The following is a 16,014-nucleotide window of genomic DNA, read 5'->3' as shown; positions in this document are numbered from 1 at the left end:
TTAAAGTTCGTTGATAAATACCGTCTTCATTTTGCTGCTGTATTGAACATCCAGCCCAAGCCCCTGCACGAGCAAAGCGAGCGGAACATAGGTTTTGTTCTCTTTGCCGACCTTTTGCAGGAAAGCTGGAGTTGCGGTCGTCGCCGGCGTTCCATCTACTTTGATTTGCTTCGCGCCAATCGGGATCACAACCGTCCGGCTGCCATAGGTAACCGTCGCAGTGGAGGTGCGGGAATCCCATTTGCTTTGCGCTCCAATCGCATCAGTGATGTCCTTAATGGCCACGAACGTCTGCCCGTTCTTCAAGATCGGTGGATACGGCGTGTTTAACTCCTTGCCCTTAACCACAACGGATATCGGGGCTCCACCGGTCTTGGCGGTTGTCGTCCGATAGCTGCCCCAAACCGATTCAGCGAAAATCTTGGCGATTTCCTCATATCCGGCTTGGTTCGGATGGATATCCGTGTCGGAGAAAATATGCGTCAGCGAAATTTCCCGCCCCGTAAAAGCCACTGCTACATGGGCTGCTTTTACCGGCTTCGCATCACCTGCGTGATCAGCAACAATGCCATCCACGATAGCGGTAAACTTACCGGCGAGCTGCTGCAGCTCATCGTAAATCGCTGCGCCGGCCAGCTTCGGCACCGGCTGATATTGGTCCGCAATCACGATTTGCGCCGAAGGATTCAACTCCAGCAAGATGCGGACGATCTCGCGCAGGTTGTCACCATAACGCGTCAACACCTCATCGCCTTGGGCGCGGAGCTGATCGAGCGAGATGTTTTTCACATCAGGAAGCAGTTTCAGCAGGTCGTTCCCGCCGATCGTAATCGTGATCAAATCAGCCTTCTGCAGATCAGCCTTCGCTTGGGCGATCCCCGCCGCAAAGGAAGCAATGCGCGGATCGGGCACGTTCGCTTGAATGTCTGCAGCAGCCGCCGGCACACCCTTCTGGATCGCGGTAACGTAATTTTTTAAGCCTTCGCTGGTCAGACCCAGAATGCCGTAATTGACGGCAGACGTCCGCTCATGAAACAGCCCTTGTTCTCTAAGACGTTCGACGAAGCCGTAGGGGACGCTCTGCTCGGTCATGCCCGGTTCGTACCCGGCTGTAATGGAATCGCCCAGCGCAACGATAAGGTAGTCGTCGACAGCCTCCGCAGCTTGGGCTGGTTTTGCGGCGATGCCGCTGAACAAGATTAGAACGAGGGCGAGCGCTCCCGCCAAAACGAAAGCCTTGTTCATCCGATGATGCTTCAAGCTTTTCAACTCCTTGGATAAAGAAATAAGTATAATAGCGCGAAAAACCTGAGGTTTTTCGCTGTTGGCCTCAGGTCTCGTTGATGCATCTTACACCGGCTTATGCTGCGTACTCTGCGTTATTCCGGTTTTTTCTCCGCGCGCCCGGTCCTTTTCAAATACTCATCATAACGGCCATCGACTTCCTTGGCCATCTTCCGATAATTCAGCGTCTCCTCCACGATCGGGTCCAACGTGGTCTGAATTCGGATTTCGTACTTCGGTGACAATCTTCTGCGTTCCTCCTCACGGCGTTCTTTCTCATTGCCGTATTCCCCTTCCGTCAGCATCTCGCTGAGCTCGCGTTCCAATTCCTTGCTATCGCTCATCCTGGACACTCCTTCCGGTAAATATGGATTAAACATTTGCTGTCGCCAAACTCGTTTTACAGGCCCGTCGCATCGGCAGCCCGGATAACACTCAGCAGCTCGTCATGGATTTTGCCATTGCTGGCAACCAAATGACGTACGCCGATGTGATAAGGGTTACCTGCGGTATCTGTCACTATTCCTCCCGATTCCTTCACGATCAGTGCGCCGGCGGCGACGTCCCAGGCGTTCAGTCCAACCTCATAATATCCGCTTAGCCGACCAGCAGCAACATACGCCAGATGCAAAGCGGCTGAACCCGCGGCGCGCAGGCTGCGCACTTCACCGGACAACGCGTTCAGTCCACGCATGTTTACCGGCAAGGCAAAATCCCGGTCCGGGTTAAACCCTACCGCAACGACGCTGCCGGACAAAGTCGCATCGGCGGACACCTTCGACGGCTGCCCGTGGATGTAGGCGCCTTTGCCTTTCTCCGCCACAAACATCTCGTCGCGTATAGGGTCATAAATCACGCCGATAATGACCTCACCTTTATATGCCAGCGCAATCGATACGCAAAAAAACGGAAATCCGTGCACGAAATTGGTCGTTCCGTCCACCGGGTCGACGATCCACAAATACTCCGATTCGCTCCCCTGCTTCAGCGCTGCAGCAGATGCCGCCGCTCCCGGGGCTACCCCTTCCTCGCCAAGGATCTCATGATCTGGAAAATGCGTCAAGATCAGCTTGCGAATCATCGCTTCCGCACCCTTATCCACATCCGTTACCAAATCATGTGGCGATTGCTTCGTATTCAGATCACGGTAGTCCCCCAGCCGGCTCTTGATCCATTCTCCCGCTTTTGCAGCACAGTTGATCGCTACGGCCGTCGGACTCTTACTGCCTACCACATATGGAACTTTCGGATTCGATTCCAATCGATTCACTCTACTTTCATCTTATACTGATAATTTGCTTCCTAAAAACTATACGTCCTTAAATTTGCAAAGTTGCGTCCTTTCGCCTGCCCGCCTTGGAATTCAAACGAAAGCCACTTTACTTTATATGCAAAAAGTCCGTGTCCAATAGCAGGGAATGTGTCCCCTCCGGAAACGAACTTTTTGCTGACTAACCGCATGCGGTCTTTACGTTATGCACCTACGATATTATACCCGCCGTCTACAAAAATTACCTCCCCGGTAATTCCGCGGGACAGATGGCTGATCAGGAACATCGCCGTGTCACCAACTTCAGCGGTGTCCGTCGTTTTGCGCAGCGGAGCTTTCTCCTCAACTTGCTTGAGGATGGAGTTGAAATCGCTGATCCCCTTCGCGGCCAGCGTACGGATCGGCCCAGCCGAAATCGCATTGACGCGGATGTTCTTCGGCCCGAGGTCGTTAGCCAGGTAACGTACCGATGCTTCCAGTCCGGCCTTAGCTACGCCCATCACGTTATAGTTGCGCATCACGCGCTCCGATCCCATGTACGTCATCGTCATAATGCTGCCGCCTTCCGTCATGAGCGGAGACAGGCGCTTCGATACGGCTACCAGCGAATAGACACTGATGTCGTTAGCCAATGCAAAACCTTCGCGGGACGTGTCCATAAACTCACCCGCCAGATCCTCGCCTTTGGCAAACGCAATGCTGTGAACCAGACCATGCAGAACGCCAAATTCGGACCGCAGTGCGTCGGCCAGTCGATCGATCTCCTCATCCACCGTCACGTTGCACGGCAGGATCAGTGAACCTGGAATCGTTTCGGCCAGCTTGCGAACCCGGCCCTCTACGCGTTCGCTCTCATATGTAAAAGCCAGACGGGCGCCTTGTTCTGCCAAGCTTTGCGCAATCGCCCACGCGATGCTGCGCTCGTTGGCAACCCCCATCACGATCACATTTTTCCCCGCTAACAAATTACCCATGAATATCCTCCTCTTTTAAGTACACCTTCATTTTGTACAACTTACCGTATTTCCCTTCATTTTTCAAGAGAGCCGGCGTTCAGCGACGGCTTGTCCTCAGAATTACGGTTGGATGCGCACGCTCGCTCCATCCAAAATTTCCACGCCTTCCTCCCGATACCGCGCTAAATCCTCCATTAACGCAGATAGCGCCCCGTCCTTGAGCTTCGCCTCCAGCATCACATCCACCCGCTCGGTGATCGGGGCGATACTGCGCAGAAACTCAAGCAAAGGAAGGACGATAACGTGATCGGCGTGTCCGCGCGGATCGCTGCTCCAGGGTCTCGAGGTCGTTAAACGTCTGGATCTCCGAAGAACATTTCGTGCGCCAGAGCGGTCTGCACGGCAGACTCCTCCTCCGTCAGCGGACGGATCAGTTCCAGCTCAACCGAAGTAACTTCCTCTCCATTGAAGTTGATCTCGGCAACACAAGCGGTGATCTTCACGATCGCCACCGCCTTGTTATCCGGTGAATATGCGATGACCTTCTGTCCTGTCGGGAACACGCGCAGCCCTTCTTTGAGCATTTTGCCCTTGCCGTATTCCAACAGTTCGTAAAGCTCCTGCTCTTTCTTGAACTTACACACTGAGTTGAATTCCGTTTGAAACCCCACCGTTACCCCTTCCTTTCATTCAGCCGGCCGTCCGGGCGGCAATCGCCGCCGCTGACTAAATGCCGCTTTCGAATTCCAACGCCTGCCGGGCTTCATAGCGCTCCAGCGCCAATTCAATCAAGCGATCCAGCAGCACCTCATAAGCCACTCCGGTTTCGCGCCACAAGAGCGGATACATGCTAAACGGCGTGAAGCCTGGCATCGTGTTCACTTCGTTAATCCAAATTTTATGATCCGACTTCCGCACAAAAAAATCAGCCCGGCACAGCCCGCTGCCGGCAATCGCTTTAAACGCCTTAACCGCCAGTTCCCGGATGCGCTCAGCCAATTCGGTATCGATCGGCGCAGGAATCAGCATCTGCGATTTTCCATCCAAATATTTGGCTTGATAATCGTAGTATTCGCCTGAGGAGACGATTTCTCCTGGTACTGAGGCCAGCGGCTCATCGTTGCCGAGCACCCCGACCTCCACTTCGCGGGCGTCCACAAATTCCTCAACGATCACTTTCAAATCATAACGGAAGGCCAGCGCCACGGAGGACAGCAGCTCCTCACGGTTTCGCGCTTTGGATATCCCTACGCTGGAGCCAAGGTTCGCCGGTTTGACAAAGCACGGATAGCCAAGCTTCTCCTCGATGCTCTGGATCAGCGTGTGGCTTGAGCGCTCCCACTCGGATGCGGTGAAATAGCAGTACGCACATTGCTCGAGTCCGGCCTCGGCGAACAGCTTCTTCATGATGACCTTATCCATCCCGGCCGCGGAAGCCAGTACGCCTGCTCCGACGTATGGCAAATCTGCCATTTCGAACAGCCCTTGAATCGTGCCGTCTTCGCCGTTGGTGCCGTGCAGCAGCGGGAACACTACGTCAATTTCCGATTGGCCCGTCGACAGCTTGCTGAACAACAGCCCCATCGCAGCAGCCGTATCGCCCTTGCTCTCCTCAAGCTTCAGCTCCTCCAGTGCGGCAAACGGCGCGTGCAGCTTCTCGCCCACCTTCCATTTGCCCTGCTTATCGATATAAAAAGGAAGTAACTCGTACTTGTCAAAATTAAACGCCTTAGATACGGCGAAGGCCGTCTGCAGCGAAACCTCATGCTCTCCTGATTTACCCCCGTAGATGAGGCCTACGGTAATTCTGTCCTGTCCCATGAGCAACCTCTTTCCTTAAATATGTAGTTCAATGAACCTTCATTGAACTCAACTCTAGAAGCGGTCCGCGATATGATAAAAACGATACACCGTCTTTTCGGTCCAGGCGTAGGAATCCCGGTAATCCCAATAACGGTGCTTGCTTGGCGTCGTATGGGCGTTAACCAGCGGCATGCCGCCAGCGTCGAACGCGGTCACGATCGTATTGTGTTGAAACGTGCCGTTGCCGTCCCAGTCGTAGGCGATCACATCGCCAAGCTGGAGTTGCTCCGGACGCTCGAGCAGTTCGGCGCGAAGTCCGGTTCGGCTCTGGCCGAGATAGCGCGCTAACGCATTGGCCACTGACCAGCTGTAGCTCCACAGCTCCCGTCCGCCGACATAACCTTTGTACCACCAGCCCGATTCTCTTTTTCCAGTATAGTTTATTGGGGCTCCGCCTGCAAAGAGGCACTGGGAGATATAGTTCGTGCAATCCACCTCAAAGGCGGCGAATTCCGGATTAAAGCTGTCCCACCACCGATCAGCGTATATCACGGCTTCCTCGCGACGGTAAGCGATGCTGCGTGCGCCGCCTATCCCGAGAACTTCGTGGTTCAAAAACGGCCGCGGCACAGCTCCCTTGCTCCCCGCCGCTTCCTCTTCATTATGATCAGGGAGCACCATCACCGGATGCCGCTCAGGCACCGGCTGTTCCACCTTGCTGACGATCCAGCCGGAACCGTCGCGCGCCAAGGTTAGGCGCTGCTTTTCGATTCGCTCCTCCTGATGGCGGGCTCCGCCTTTTTCATAGTATATTTTGCGGGACAGCTGCAGATCGACCTCGATCTCGCCCTCGCGCTTCTCGATCTCACGCACCAGCTTGGCCCGGGTCTCGCAGCGCAGCGGCGAGGCTCCCCGAAGGCGATACCAGCTCTCCAGTCTGCGCTTCCGCTCACCCCGCCGCATTAGATAATCCACATCGGTTACGACCGTGCCCCCGCTAGGCGTGCGATAGTCCACTTCGTCCTGGTTCTGTTCGTTTACATAAACCGATAACGTCTTCTTCCATTCCTCCGCCATACGTCCACGCCTCCTTTTCACTATTAGCCATTATATGAACGCCTGGGAGGGAGTATGTTTTGCACCTGGTCATCCTAGGCTTGAAAGCCCATTCAACCGCACCGATACAGCCCAAACGAGCCTAAATCAGGTACAAAAAGTACTTTACTCCCCACGGTAGGAAAGGTATACTTAAATCAGGAATTTTTGAAATAATGTTTCATCTAGTGAAACTACAATCAAGGAGGTTCATTCATGTCAGCGAACGATTTTTTCTCCGCTGCCCGTACGCTGGAGGTCGGCGGCAAGAGCTACCGCTACTATGACCTGCAAGCTCTTGAGCAGCAAGGTCTGGGGAAGATTTCCAGACTTCCGTTCTCCATTAAAGTATTGCTTGAAGCCGCTGTCCGCCAATATGACGGAAGAGCGATCACCCAAGAACATGTGAAGCAAATCGCCGGTTGGAGCGAGGGCCGCGATGAGAATAAAGAGATTCCTTTTATCCCCGCTCGTATCGTATTGCAGGATTTCACCGGTGTACCGGTCGTCGTCGACCTCGCCGCGATGCGCGACACCGTGAAGAAAGCCGGCGGGGATCCGAAACAAATCAACCCGCTCGTGCCGGTTGACCTCGTCATCGACCACTCCGTCATGGTCGACGCGTTTGGTTCCCCAGATGCGCTTGAGTACAACATGAAGGTTGAGTTTGAGCGCAACGAAGAACGTTATCGCTTCCTGCGCTGGGCGCAAACCGCCTTCAACAACTTCCGCGCCGTACCTCCGGCTACCGGGATTGTTCACCAGGTCAACCTGGAGTATCTGGCATCTGTGGCCGCTACGAAGACCGTAAACGGCGAAACGTTCGTTTACCCAGATTCGCTCGTAGGCACCGACTCCCATACGACGATGATCAACGGTCTTGGCGTCGTTGGCTGGGGCGTTGGCGGGATCGAGGCCGAAGCGGGCATGCTGGGGCAGCCGCTCTATTTTGTCGCTCCGGAAGTTATCGGGTTTAAGCTCACCGGCAGCCTGGCTGAGGGCGCTACGGCCACCGACTTGGCGCTGACCGTTACGCAAATGCTGCGGAAGAAAGGCGTTGTCGGCAAATTCGTGGAATTCTATGGCCCAGGCCTGACCAACATCAGCCTTGCCGATCGCGCGACCGTGGCAAACATGGCCCCGGAATACGGTGCAACGATCGGTTACTTCCCGGTAGATAAGGAAACGCTCGCTTATCTGCGCAGCACCGGCCGCTCCGAAGAGCAAATCGCGCTGGTTGAAGCCTATTACAAAGCGCAAGGCATGTTCCGCACGGACGATACGCCGGATCCGGTATTTACCGATCTGATCGAGCTGGATCTTGGCTCCGTCGTACCAAGCTTGGCCGGACCAAAGCGTCCGCAGGACCGCATCGAGCTTACTGCGATGAAAGAGAGCTTCAACTCCATCATCCGCACGCCGGTTGAGAAAGGCGGTTACGGCCTGACCGAAGAGAAGATCGAGCAGTCCGTACCGGTGAAGCATCCGGACGGTTCAACCAGCGAACTGAAAACTGGCGCCGTCGTTATCGCGGCGATTACGAGCTGTACCAACACCTCCAACCCAAGCGTTATGGTCGGCGCTGGCCTGCTGGCGAAGAAAGCCGTTGAACGCGGTCTGACCAAGCCGGGTTACGTGAAGAGCAGCTTGACCCCAGGCTCCCTCGTGGTAACGGAGTATCTGCAAAAAGCCGGCTTAATCGAGCCGCTCGAAGCACTTGGCTTCCACGTTGCCGGTTACGGGTGCGCAACCTGTATCGGGAACTCCGGTCCATTGCCGGACGAAGTCAGCGCAGCGATCGCCGATAACGATCTGACGGTTGCGGCGGTACTTTCGGGGAACCGGAACTTTGAAGGCCGCGTCCATGCACAGGTGAAAGCGAACTTTCTGGCTTCTCCGCCGCTGGTCGTTGCTTACGCGCTCGCGGGTACGGTGAATATCGACCTGCAAAACGATCCGATCGGCTACGACCGCGACAACAAGCCGGTTTACCTGAAGGACATCTGGCCTTCTTCCCAAGAAATTAAGGAAGTGATCGGCCAATCGATGAGTCCGGAGATGTTCCGCAGCAAATACGAGAATGTCTTCACGCAAAACGAACGCTGGAATTCCATCCCGGTTCCGCAAGGCGAGCTGTACGAGTGGGATGAGAAATCGACCTATATCCAAAATCCGCCGTTCTTTGAGAAGATTGGCGAAGGCTTGTCCGACATTGCAGACATCCGCGGTGCACGTGTGCTGGCCTTGCTCGGCGATTCGGTAACGACCGACCATATCTCTCCGGCGGGCAACATTTCGCCAAGCAGTCCGGCGGGCAAATATTTGACAGAGCATGGAGTTGAACGCAAAGACTTCAACTCCTACGGGTCCCGCCGCGGTAACCACGAGGTCATGATGCGCGGCACGTTCGCCAACATCCGCATCCGCAACCAAGTGGCGCCAGGTACGGAAGGCGGCGTAACGAAATACCTGCCGACGGACGAAGTGATGTCGATCTACGACGCTTCGATGAAATATCAAGCCGAAGGCCAAAACCTCGTTGTCATTGCCGGCAAAGAATACGGTACCGGAAGCTCCCGTGACTGGGCAGCGAAAGGCACGTACCTGCTGGGTGTCAAAGCGGTTATCGCGGAGAGCTTCGAACGGATCCACCGCAGTAACCTGGTCGGCATGGGTGTACTGCCGCTGCAATTTAAGGAAGGCTTAAGCTGGAAAACGCTAGGCATCGACGGCACCGAAACGTTTGATATCGAAGGCCTGAGCAACGACGTGAAGCCGGGTCAAGAATTAACCGTAACGGCAACCCGCCAGGATGGAAGCACGTTCCAGTTCACGGTGATTGCCCGCCTCGACAGCATGGTCGATGTGGATTACTATCACAACGGCGGCATCCTGCAAACCGTATTGCGTCAAATGATCGCAGCAAACGCGTAAATCAACGCTTCAAATCAAAAACGAGTTCTCTTCACGGTGTGTGAAGGGAACTCGTTTTTTTCATCTTATGGCCATGCTTTTAGCTTACATGTGTAGTAATCTCCCGGGTATTACCGAAATAACGCAGCGTCCACTCCTCCGAATCGCCAAACGCTTGTGTGGAGCAGCGCACCATAAATCCGAAATCCTTCAGCGTTTCCGGGCGAAGCGCGAGGTTCGGGTTCCTGATCTCATCGCTCGGTAAAGCGAGAAACTCCATTGCGTACTGCGATTTGTCAAACTGGGCGCCAAGATGCTCCATGGTATGTTGACCGGCATCCGAATCCGCCGGAACTTTAAATCGGCAGGCTTGAATCCCCTGCTCGCGCATGTCCGTTGCCGCCGCCTCCAGCAAAGTTCGGAAAATACCTTGGCGGCGCTGCTGCGGATGCACCATGGCATTGATGTTCGCCTCCACCCCACCCGCTGAATACCAGCTGAAGTATCCGGTCAAACGCCCCTCCGTCTGATCCGACACCTATAACTCCCCCATTCATGGTCAGGATCATCTAATCATGATTTCAGGTACCCGTCAATCAATCGCTCCTGCAGCACTTTACACCACACAAACTATCTGTTATAGTTAATGTATAACAGTTAGAACAAAAAGGAGATGCCTGTCCGTGATCATTCAGTTGGATTTACAATCGGAGGTCCCGATTTATACACAACTGGTTAATCAAATTATCGAAGGGATTGCCAGCGGACGGCTTCAACTGGGCGAACCCTTGCCCTCCGTACGCAGCTTGGCTTCCGATATCGGCGTTAACCTGCATACGGTGAACAAAGCCTATACGATTCTGAAGCAGGAAGGTTACATCCAAGTCCACCGCCAAAAAGGCGTTGTCGTCGATCCGGTGGCCATGCCGCCGATTACGCCGGAATTTCGCGAGAAACAGCGGCGCGAGCTGCGTCCGATCGTGGCCGAAGCCATCTGCCGCGGGATGGAGAAGGAAGAACTGCTTCGGATTGTAGAGCAAATCCACCAAGAGATTTCTCGAAAGGAGTAAACCGAAATGCAGCTACTATCTACATTTCTCTTATTGTTGATGTTTTTGCCCTTGCTGGCGTCCTTAGCCTTGATGCCTTATTTAACTCGGGAGACGGTAAGCTTCGGCGTATCCGTTAGCGAGGAGCAATACTGGAGCGAACCGGTGCGGCGGCTGCGCAGGCTGTATGCCTCCATCAGCGGAACCATCTATTCACTCCTGCTGATTGCCTGCTTCGTGAGCCTGTGGAACAAGAATGGCAATGAGCAGGGTATCCTGTTTGCCATTTATCTCGGAGTGGTCCTCGTGATCTCCACGGGACTCCATCTAGCGTTTTACTTCCGGATGAAAAAACTCCGCCCGTCCCTGCCCGCCGCTCCGGACTCTCCGGCCTTGATTGCGGTGGACACCGGGTTTCGCCGGCAAAGGCTGGCATTATCCGGCAAGTGGTTTCTGATCCACGCCGTCATCATTGTCGTAAGTGCAGCCCTGACCCTAAGCCAATACGCGTCTATCCCTGATACGGTCGCAATGAAGTTCGATTTTTCGGGTCAAGTGGTCAGCAGTGCCGCTAAATCTTATCGCATCGTGTTGTTTCCTAACGTGATGCAGATCATCTTAACGTTGCTGTTCTGGTTTGTGAATTGGTCGATCCATCACAGCAAACAACAGCTCCGGACCTCCGATCCAGAGCGCTCGCTCCGTCAAAACGCCGCGTTCCGCCGGAGATGGTCCGTCTTCACAGTAGCCTCATCCTTGGCGTTGATCCTGATGTTTTCGTTCATTCAAGTTAACATGATTCGTCCCATGGATATCAGCGTGATCACGATGGTTAGCCTGGCCGTCCCTGTATTTATTGTCTTATTTGCCATGGTGCTGACCTTTACGACAGGCCAAGGCGGCAGCCGAATCGGACGCGGGCGTGTCCCCGGCAATGCAAGCGCCGCGCCGGTTTACGATGACCGTTACTGGAAGCTGGGAGCGATTTACTTTAATCCGCAGGACCCAACTCTTTTTGTGGAGAAAAGAACCGGGATCGGCTGGACGATGAACTTCGCAAATCCGATATCATGGCTCACCCTGCTGGGCATTCTGGTCGTCATCGCCTGGTCTGCCTGGCTTACTAAATAGATGAAGCTCATTTGATATTTAAGGAGGAAAATGAAATGACCCAACGATCCCAACTATTCAAGCATGCCGCCGCTGTTGCACTCACCCTTAGTCTGGCACTTCCGCCAGCATCCGCTCTGGCATCTCAGCAAAGCGCCACTGCGCTCATCCCTGTACGGAAAGCGGCCGAAGACTTTGGCGCGCAAGTCGATTGGCTGTCGGAAAGCCGCAGCATCCTCATCACCAAGAACGGCCATAAGCTGGAGCTGACCCTCGATTCGTCGGAAGCGTTGGTGGACGGGAAACGTACTATTTTAGGGGAGCCTGTACGTATAACGAACGGCCGGGCGCTGGTCGATGCCAAATGGCTGGTTGAGGTGTTTGGGGAAAATGAATCGGCGCAGACGGATGCGGAAGCTGCGGACTCCGCCGACTTGTTCCTGAAAGCGCTGCTTGCCGGTAACGGCGCCGAAGCGGCGAAATACGTCAGCGCCTCTGCATCTTCTTACCTTCCGGCTTCCCTGCTGAACCAGCTATGGGCCAATTATGAAGCGGTGTTCGGCAAAGTGGTTGGCACTCCATCCAAGAGTGAAACGTCCAATACCGTCCACCGCAACGTAACGTACGCCTTTCAAACGGCCGCAGTTCCTGTGAACTTAACGCTGCGGCTGAATGCCGCCGGTGAGATCGACGATATGTATATCGCTGCCGCTGCCAGCTCGGCCTACCAAAAGCCTGCCTACGAAGATGCCGCCGCTTATACTGAGCGGGAAGTCACCGTTGGGGAAGGCGCCATGGCCTTGCCGGGCACCTTAACGCTGCCTGTGGGCAACGGCCCGTTCCCTGCCGTTGTGCTGGTGCACGGCTCCGGAACCAACGATCGGAACGAGGCGATCGGCAGCGCCAAGCCGTTCCGTGACCTGGCGGTGGGCCTGGCTGCGCAAGGCATCGCCGTTCTGCGGTACGACAAAGTCACGTACGAGCATACCTTTAAAGTGGCCGCCGATTCGAAGTTTACGCTGAAAAAAGAGACGGTCGACGATGCCCTGAAGGCGGTCGCGTTATTGAAACAGACACCGGAGATCGATGCCTCCCGCATCTTTGTCGCCGGCCATAGCCAAGGCGGTTATGCGATGCCGTTGATCATCGCAGGCGATACCAGCGGCGACATCGCCGGGACAATCTTGCTATCCGGACCAAGCGGTAAATTCGCCGATGTGTTGGTTGAGCAGCAAGCGGAGCTCGTCAGCCGTGTGAAGGAGCTCGGCCTGGACCCGGCGCCTTACGAGCAGCAAGCTGCGGTGTATACGTCGATCGCCGCGATGGTCAACGACCCGCAGTATACGGTTGACCATATGCCGGAGCAATTCCCGACCCAACCGGCGTACTGGTGGTTTGAGCAGAAAAACTACGTGCCGGCCGAGCTCGCCAAGCAGCAATCCGTTCCGATGCTGATCCTGCAAGGCGAGAACGATTGGCAAGTGACGATGAAGCAATTTGAAGGCTGGAAAACCGCGCTGCAAAACCGCAAAGACGTCGCGTTTAAATCGTATCCGCAGGTCAACCACCTGCTGGCCAAAGTGGATGGCCTCTCGATCGGCGCCGAGTACGCCCAACCGTCCAACGTCTCCAAGGAGATCATCGACGATATTGCAGCTTGGGTTCAGGGGATCAAGTAAGCCGCGTTGCACTTATTATGGCGTATATTGGGCCTAATAAGGCCATATATTACCGCTATTCGCAGCGAAGCTTATCTCCGTGAATATATAGCGGTAAAAAGTGGCCTTATCGCGGGCTGCTACGCCTGCCGGGGCGTTCATCGAGCCCAATAAGGCCAAAGATTACCGCTATTTGCGGCGAAGCTTCATCCCCGTGAGTATATAGCGGTAAAAAGTGGCCTTATCGCGGGCTGCTACGCCTGCCGGGGCGTTCATCGAGCCCAATAAGGCCAAAGATTACCGCTATTTGCGGCGAAGCTTCGTCCTTGTGCTCTTATAGCGGTAAAAAGTGGCCTTATTGCTGGCTGCTTCGCCTGTTGTGGCGTTTTTCGAGCCCAATAAGGCCAAAGATTACCGCTATTTGCGGAGAAGCTTCGTCCTTGTGCTCTTATAGCGGTAAAAAGTGGCCTTATCGCGGGCTGCTACGCCTGCCGGGGCGTTTTTCGAGCCCAATAAGGCCATATATTACCGCTATTCGCAGCAAAGCTTAATCTCCGTGAGTATATAGCGGTAAAAAGTGGCCTTATTGCTGGAAGCTTCGCCTGTTGTGGCACTGGCGTTGCATAAAGAATTAAAAAAAGGAGCAATGTTGCATTTTTAATAAAATAAAGCACATTTTTTTCAAGCCCTATTGAAGCCATTTCGGAGTTATCGTGATTCCAATAACAACGTAAAAAACGCCTGCGCAGGGTTCCCCCCTCGCGCAGGCGTTTTGGCCATGCAAGGCATGATGATCGCGGCTGCCGCCAGGCGCGCCTACATCAGCATGCCCATCTCCCGGGCCGCCTCCACCAGGATCGGCCCGTATTCCTCCAGCCGCTGCAGCGTCAAGCGGCTGACCGGCCCCGACACGGACAGGGCGGCTGCAAGCTTCCCTGTCCGGTCAAATATCGGCGCGGAGACGGCGGACGCCCCCGGCTCCCGCTCCTCGTAGCTGGTGGCATATCCCGCCTTGCGGATATCCTCCAGCTGCGCCACATAGGCCGCCTTATCGATCGTCGGCGGCCAGTCCGGGCTGTCCAGCACCGCCTGGAGCACCTCTTCGCCCGAGTAGGCGACGAGCACCTTGCTGGACGCGCCCACGTACAGCGGCAGCCGCGCCCCGACCGGCGCGACCCGGCGGATGGCCTGGTTGCTCTGCACCGCCTGAATCCGTATCCGCTCAATGCCGTCACGTAAATAAAGGCTGACCGTCTCGCCGAGCCGGTCGCGCAGCCGCTCCATCTGCGGCAGCAGCAGCACAGCGGGATCGTCGCTGTGGGACATATGGGTCGACAGCTCCCAGATCTTCAGGCCGAGACGGTACTTCTCCGTAGCAGGATCACGGATCACAAAGCCCCGCTCCTCCAGCGTGGTCAACAAGCGATGGACCGTGCTTTTATGCAGGCCGATTTCGGCGGCGATCTCCGTCAGCCCCAGATCGCTTGCTTTTGTGAAACATCCCAATATATCCAAAGCCCGCTCAACCGCGCGCACCGTCAGCTTCCGGTCTTCCATCCGGCATCCTCCTTAGGTTTCACTATATGAAACTCGGTTACATAAATTATATGAAAGAAGCGAAATTCCGTCAATGAAACACCTTCCATTGACATTCAACAGGGATCGACTTACGATTAAATTCAGGGGAATCGTGTTATTTCGACATTTTCTTCGATCCCCCTCCATTAAAAGCGTTTTCTTCAATTGTAAACAGTCCAAATTTCAATCATATAATCTAGTAATGGGAGGGAAGCGTATGAGCCACACCGGTCGAAATGATCTTCCCTTGCCTCCTTCGGCGTACGTTTCCGGCGATGTTCCCGCGGCAACAGCCCGGCACATCAGCATCAAAAACATTATCATTGCCCTCTTATTATCCGTGCTGTTCTTCCTGATCTTCTGCTTTATCTCGCTGCACGGCTATATCGCCTGGGTGCTCTCCAACCCCAAGGTGGCGCCGCTTTATTCCAATCCGAAGCTGTCTATTAATTTGGATTACCAGAACATCACCTTCCCCGCGGCTGACGGGAGCCGAATGATGCAAGGATGGTATATTCCGGCGGAAGATTCCGTCAAAACGATCGTATTTAGCCATGGGTATGGGGCCAACCGCGAGGAGTACTGGATTCCGATGTATGATCTGGCCAATTTTGCCCATCGTCTGAATTTTAATGTCCTGATGTTTGATTACGGCTTTGCTGCGGAGAACAGCAAGGAGGTCGCCACCGGCGGCAAAAAAGAAGCCCAGCAGCTGCTCGGAGCGATCCAGGTTGCCAAACAACTGGGCAGCCAAGAGATCATCGTCTGGGGCTTCTCCATGGGGGCCGGCACTGCACTGCAAGCCGGTTTAAAAAGCCCGGACATCGACGGCATGATTCTCGACAGCACGTTCCTGCTGGAGCCGGATACGATGTACCACAACATCCGCCAGCACATCGACCTGCCGCGCCATCCGTCGCTGGAGATTATCGGTATGCTGCTTCCGGTGTTAAACGGTACCAGCCTGCGGCAAATTCCGTATACCCAGGTCAAATCGGAAGATTATCCCTTCCCGATCCTGTTCATCCACGGCACCGAGGATGAGAAAGCGCCTTACCCCATCGCTGAGAAACTGGCGGCCAACCAAACGAATCCTATTTCTAGCGTATGGATCGTAGACGGCGCGCATCATGAATTGATTTTCCGCGAGCATCCGAAGGAATATCTGCGTAAAGTGTCGTTGTTCCTGGGCCAGATCAAGCTCGCCTCCCAACAAACGAATATTCAAACCGGGTCCGCATCCGAATAGCATAAGCCAACCCTCCTCACCAATAAGCTGGTAGTAATGTACTTCTTAT

The 16,014-nt window shown here is 54.7% G+C and carries 15 protein-coding genes; 5 read left to right on the top strand and 10 right to left on the bottom strand.

The genetic code is table 11. The features are described from left to right. From M3G15_RS14385 to M3G15_RS14350, 8 genes are all read right to left on the bottom strand, one after another. Positions 1 to 1,260 carry a stalk domain-containing protein gene (locus M3G15_RS14385; protein WP_260071326.1) on the bottom strand — a complete coding sequence of 420 codons (1,260 nt, stop codon included), beginning with the start codon at positions 1,258 to 1,260 and terminating at the stop codon, positions 1 to 3. A gap of 119 nt (positions 1,261 to 1,379) precedes the next feature. Further along, positions 1,380 to 1,628: a hypothetical protein gene (locus M3G15_RS14380; RefSeq protein WP_198136241.1), complete on the bottom strand. Its 249-nt coding sequence runs from the start codon at positions 1,626 to 1,628 to the stop codon at positions 1,380 to 1,382. Positions 1,629 to 1,684: 56 nt separating this feature from the next. Further along, on the bottom strand, positions 1,685 to 2,554 hold the full coding sequence (locus tag M3G15_RS14375) for an inositol monophosphatase family protein (RefSeq protein ID WP_260071325.1): 870 nt from the start codon (positions 2,552 to 2,554) through the stop codon (positions 1,685 to 1,687). Positions 2,555 to 2,757: 203 nt separating this feature from the next. Continuing rightward, complete coding sequence (fabI, locus tag M3G15_RS14370) at positions 2,758 to 3,528, bottom strand: enoyl-ACP reductase FabI (protein WP_009226939.1); 771 nt, start codon at positions 3,526 to 3,528, stop codon at positions 2,758 to 2,760. A gap of 102 nt (positions 3,529 to 3,630) precedes the next feature. Next, positions 3,631 to 3,798 (bottom strand): hypothetical protein, encoded by a 168-nt coding sequence (locus tag M3G15_RS14365; RefSeq protein ID WP_009226938.1) that lies wholly within the window; start codon positions 3,796 to 3,798, stop codon positions 3,631 to 3,633. A 62-nt stretch (positions 3,799 to 3,860) separates the two neighbouring features. Then, positions 3,861 to 4,181, bottom strand: a complete 321-nt coding sequence (locus M3G15_RS14360) for a hypothetical protein (protein ID WP_009226937.1) — start codon at positions 4,179 to 4,181, stop codon at positions 3,861 to 3,863. 55 nt (positions 4,182 to 4,236) lie between these two features. Continuing rightward, positions 4,237 to 5,331 (bottom strand): D-alanine--D-alanine ligase, encoded by a 1,095-nt coding sequence (locus tag M3G15_RS14355; protein ID WP_036646606.1) that lies wholly within the window; start codon positions 5,329 to 5,331, stop codon positions 4,237 to 4,239. A 54-nt stretch (positions 5,332 to 5,385) separates the two neighbouring features. Then, positions 5,386 to 6,390, bottom strand: a complete 1,005-nt coding sequence (locus M3G15_RS14350) for an amidase domain-containing protein (RefSeq protein WP_036646604.1) — start codon at positions 6,388 to 6,390, stop codon at positions 5,386 to 5,388. A gap of 234 nt (positions 6,391 to 6,624) precedes the next feature. On the opposite strand from M3G15_RS14350, the gene acnA reads away from it, so the two are divergent. Further along, entirely contained in the window at positions 6,625 to 9,342 is a 2,718-nt protein-coding gene (acnA, locus tag M3G15_RS14345; protein WP_260071324.1) for an aconitate hydratase AcnA, read from the top strand. A 79-nt stretch (positions 9,343 to 9,421) separates the two neighbouring features. Here acnA and M3G15_RS14340 read toward each other — a convergent pair whose 3' ends face one another. Further along, positions 9,422 to 9,859, bottom strand: a complete 438-nt coding sequence (locus M3G15_RS14340; protein WP_260071323.1) for a GNAT family N-acetyltransferase — start codon at positions 9,857 to 9,859, stop codon at positions 9,422 to 9,424. A 145-nt stretch (positions 9,860 to 10,004) separates the two neighbouring features. Here M3G15_RS14340 and M3G15_RS14335 point away from each other — a divergent pair, with 145 nt between their 5' ends. From M3G15_RS14335 to M3G15_RS14325, 3 genes are read left to right on the top strand one after another with little or no spacing between them, the layout of a single operon-like run. After that, complete coding sequence (locus tag M3G15_RS14335; RefSeq protein ID WP_036646601.1) at positions 10,005 to 10,391, top strand: GntR family transcriptional regulator; 387 nt, start codon at positions 10,005 to 10,007, stop codon at positions 10,389 to 10,391. A 6-nt stretch (positions 10,392 to 10,397) separates the two neighbouring features. Beyond that, entirely contained in the window at positions 10,398 to 11,501 is a 1,104-nt protein-coding gene (locus tag M3G15_RS14330) for a DUF1648 domain-containing protein (protein WP_009226931.1), read from the top strand. A gap of 35 nt (positions 11,502 to 11,536) precedes the next feature. Next, positions 11,537 to 13,159, top strand: a complete 1,623-nt coding sequence (locus M3G15_RS14325) for an alpha/beta hydrolase family protein (RefSeq protein WP_260071322.1) — start codon at positions 11,537 to 11,539, stop codon at positions 13,157 to 13,159. A gap of 795 nt (positions 13,160 to 13,954) precedes the next feature. Here M3G15_RS14325 and M3G15_RS14320 read toward each other — a convergent pair. After that, a complete protein-coding gene (locus tag M3G15_RS14320) occupies positions 13,955 to 14,695 on the bottom strand; it encodes an IclR family transcriptional regulator (protein WP_009227077.1) in 741 nt (246 codons plus the stop codon). A 238-nt stretch (positions 14,696 to 14,933) separates the two neighbouring features. On the opposite strand from M3G15_RS14320, the gene M3G15_RS14315 reads away from it, so the two are divergent. Then, complete coding sequence (locus M3G15_RS14315; protein ID WP_260071321.1) at positions 14,934 to 15,965, top strand: alpha/beta hydrolase; 1,032 nt, start codon at positions 14,934 to 14,936, stop codon at positions 15,963 to 15,965. Positions 15,966 to 16,014 lie beyond the last annotated feature (49 nt).

This window comes from Paenibacillus sp. p3-SID1389 (assembly GCF_025151705.1).
Lineage (GTDB): Bacteria > Bacillota > Bacilli > Paenibacillales > Paenibacillaceae > Fontibacillus > Fontibacillus phoenicis.
The sequence above is the reverse complement of the archived record's forward strand: the minus strand, read 5'-3'. Positions and strand labels throughout refer to the sequence as shown.

What these genes read in the sequence shown, in the direction of transcription:
- M3G15_RS14355 (WP_036646606.1), bottom strand. Translation starts at nt 5,331, where the DNA reads ATGGGACAGGACAGAATTACCGTAGGCCTCATCTACGGGGGTAAATCA.
- M3G15_RS14380 (WP_198136241.1), bottom strand. Translation starts at nt 1,628, where the DNA reads ATGAGCGATAGCAAGGAATTGGAACGCGAGCTCAGCGAGATGCTGACG.
- acnA (WP_260071324.1), top strand. Translation starts at nt 6,625, where the DNA reads ATGTCAGCGAACGATTTTTTCTCCGCTGCCCGTACGCTGGAGGTCGGC.
- M3G15_RS14350 (WP_036646604.1), bottom strand. Translation starts at nt 6,390, where the DNA reads ATGGCGGAGGAATGGAAGAAGACGTTATCGGTTTATGTAAACGAACAG.
- fabI (WP_009226939.1), bottom strand. Translation starts at nt 3,528, where the DNA reads ATGGGTAATTTGTTAGCGGGGAAAAATGTGATCGTGATGGGGGTTGCC.
- M3G15_RS14315 (WP_260071321.1), top strand. Translation starts at nt 14,934, where the DNA reads ATGAGCCACACCGGTCGAAATGATCTTCCCTTGCCTCCTTCGGCGTAC.
- M3G15_RS14320 (WP_009227077.1), bottom strand. Translation starts at nt 14,695, where the DNA reads ATGGAAGACCGGAAGCTGACGGTGCGCGCGGTTGAGCGGGCTTTGGAT.
- M3G15_RS14330 (WP_009226931.1), top strand. Translation starts at nt 10,398, where the DNA reads ATGCAGCTACTATCTACATTTCTCTTATTGTTGATGTTTTTGCCCTTG.
- M3G15_RS14325 (WP_260071322.1), top strand. Translation starts at nt 11,537, where the DNA reads ATGACCCAACGATCCCAACTATTCAAGCATGCCGCCGCTGTTGCACTC.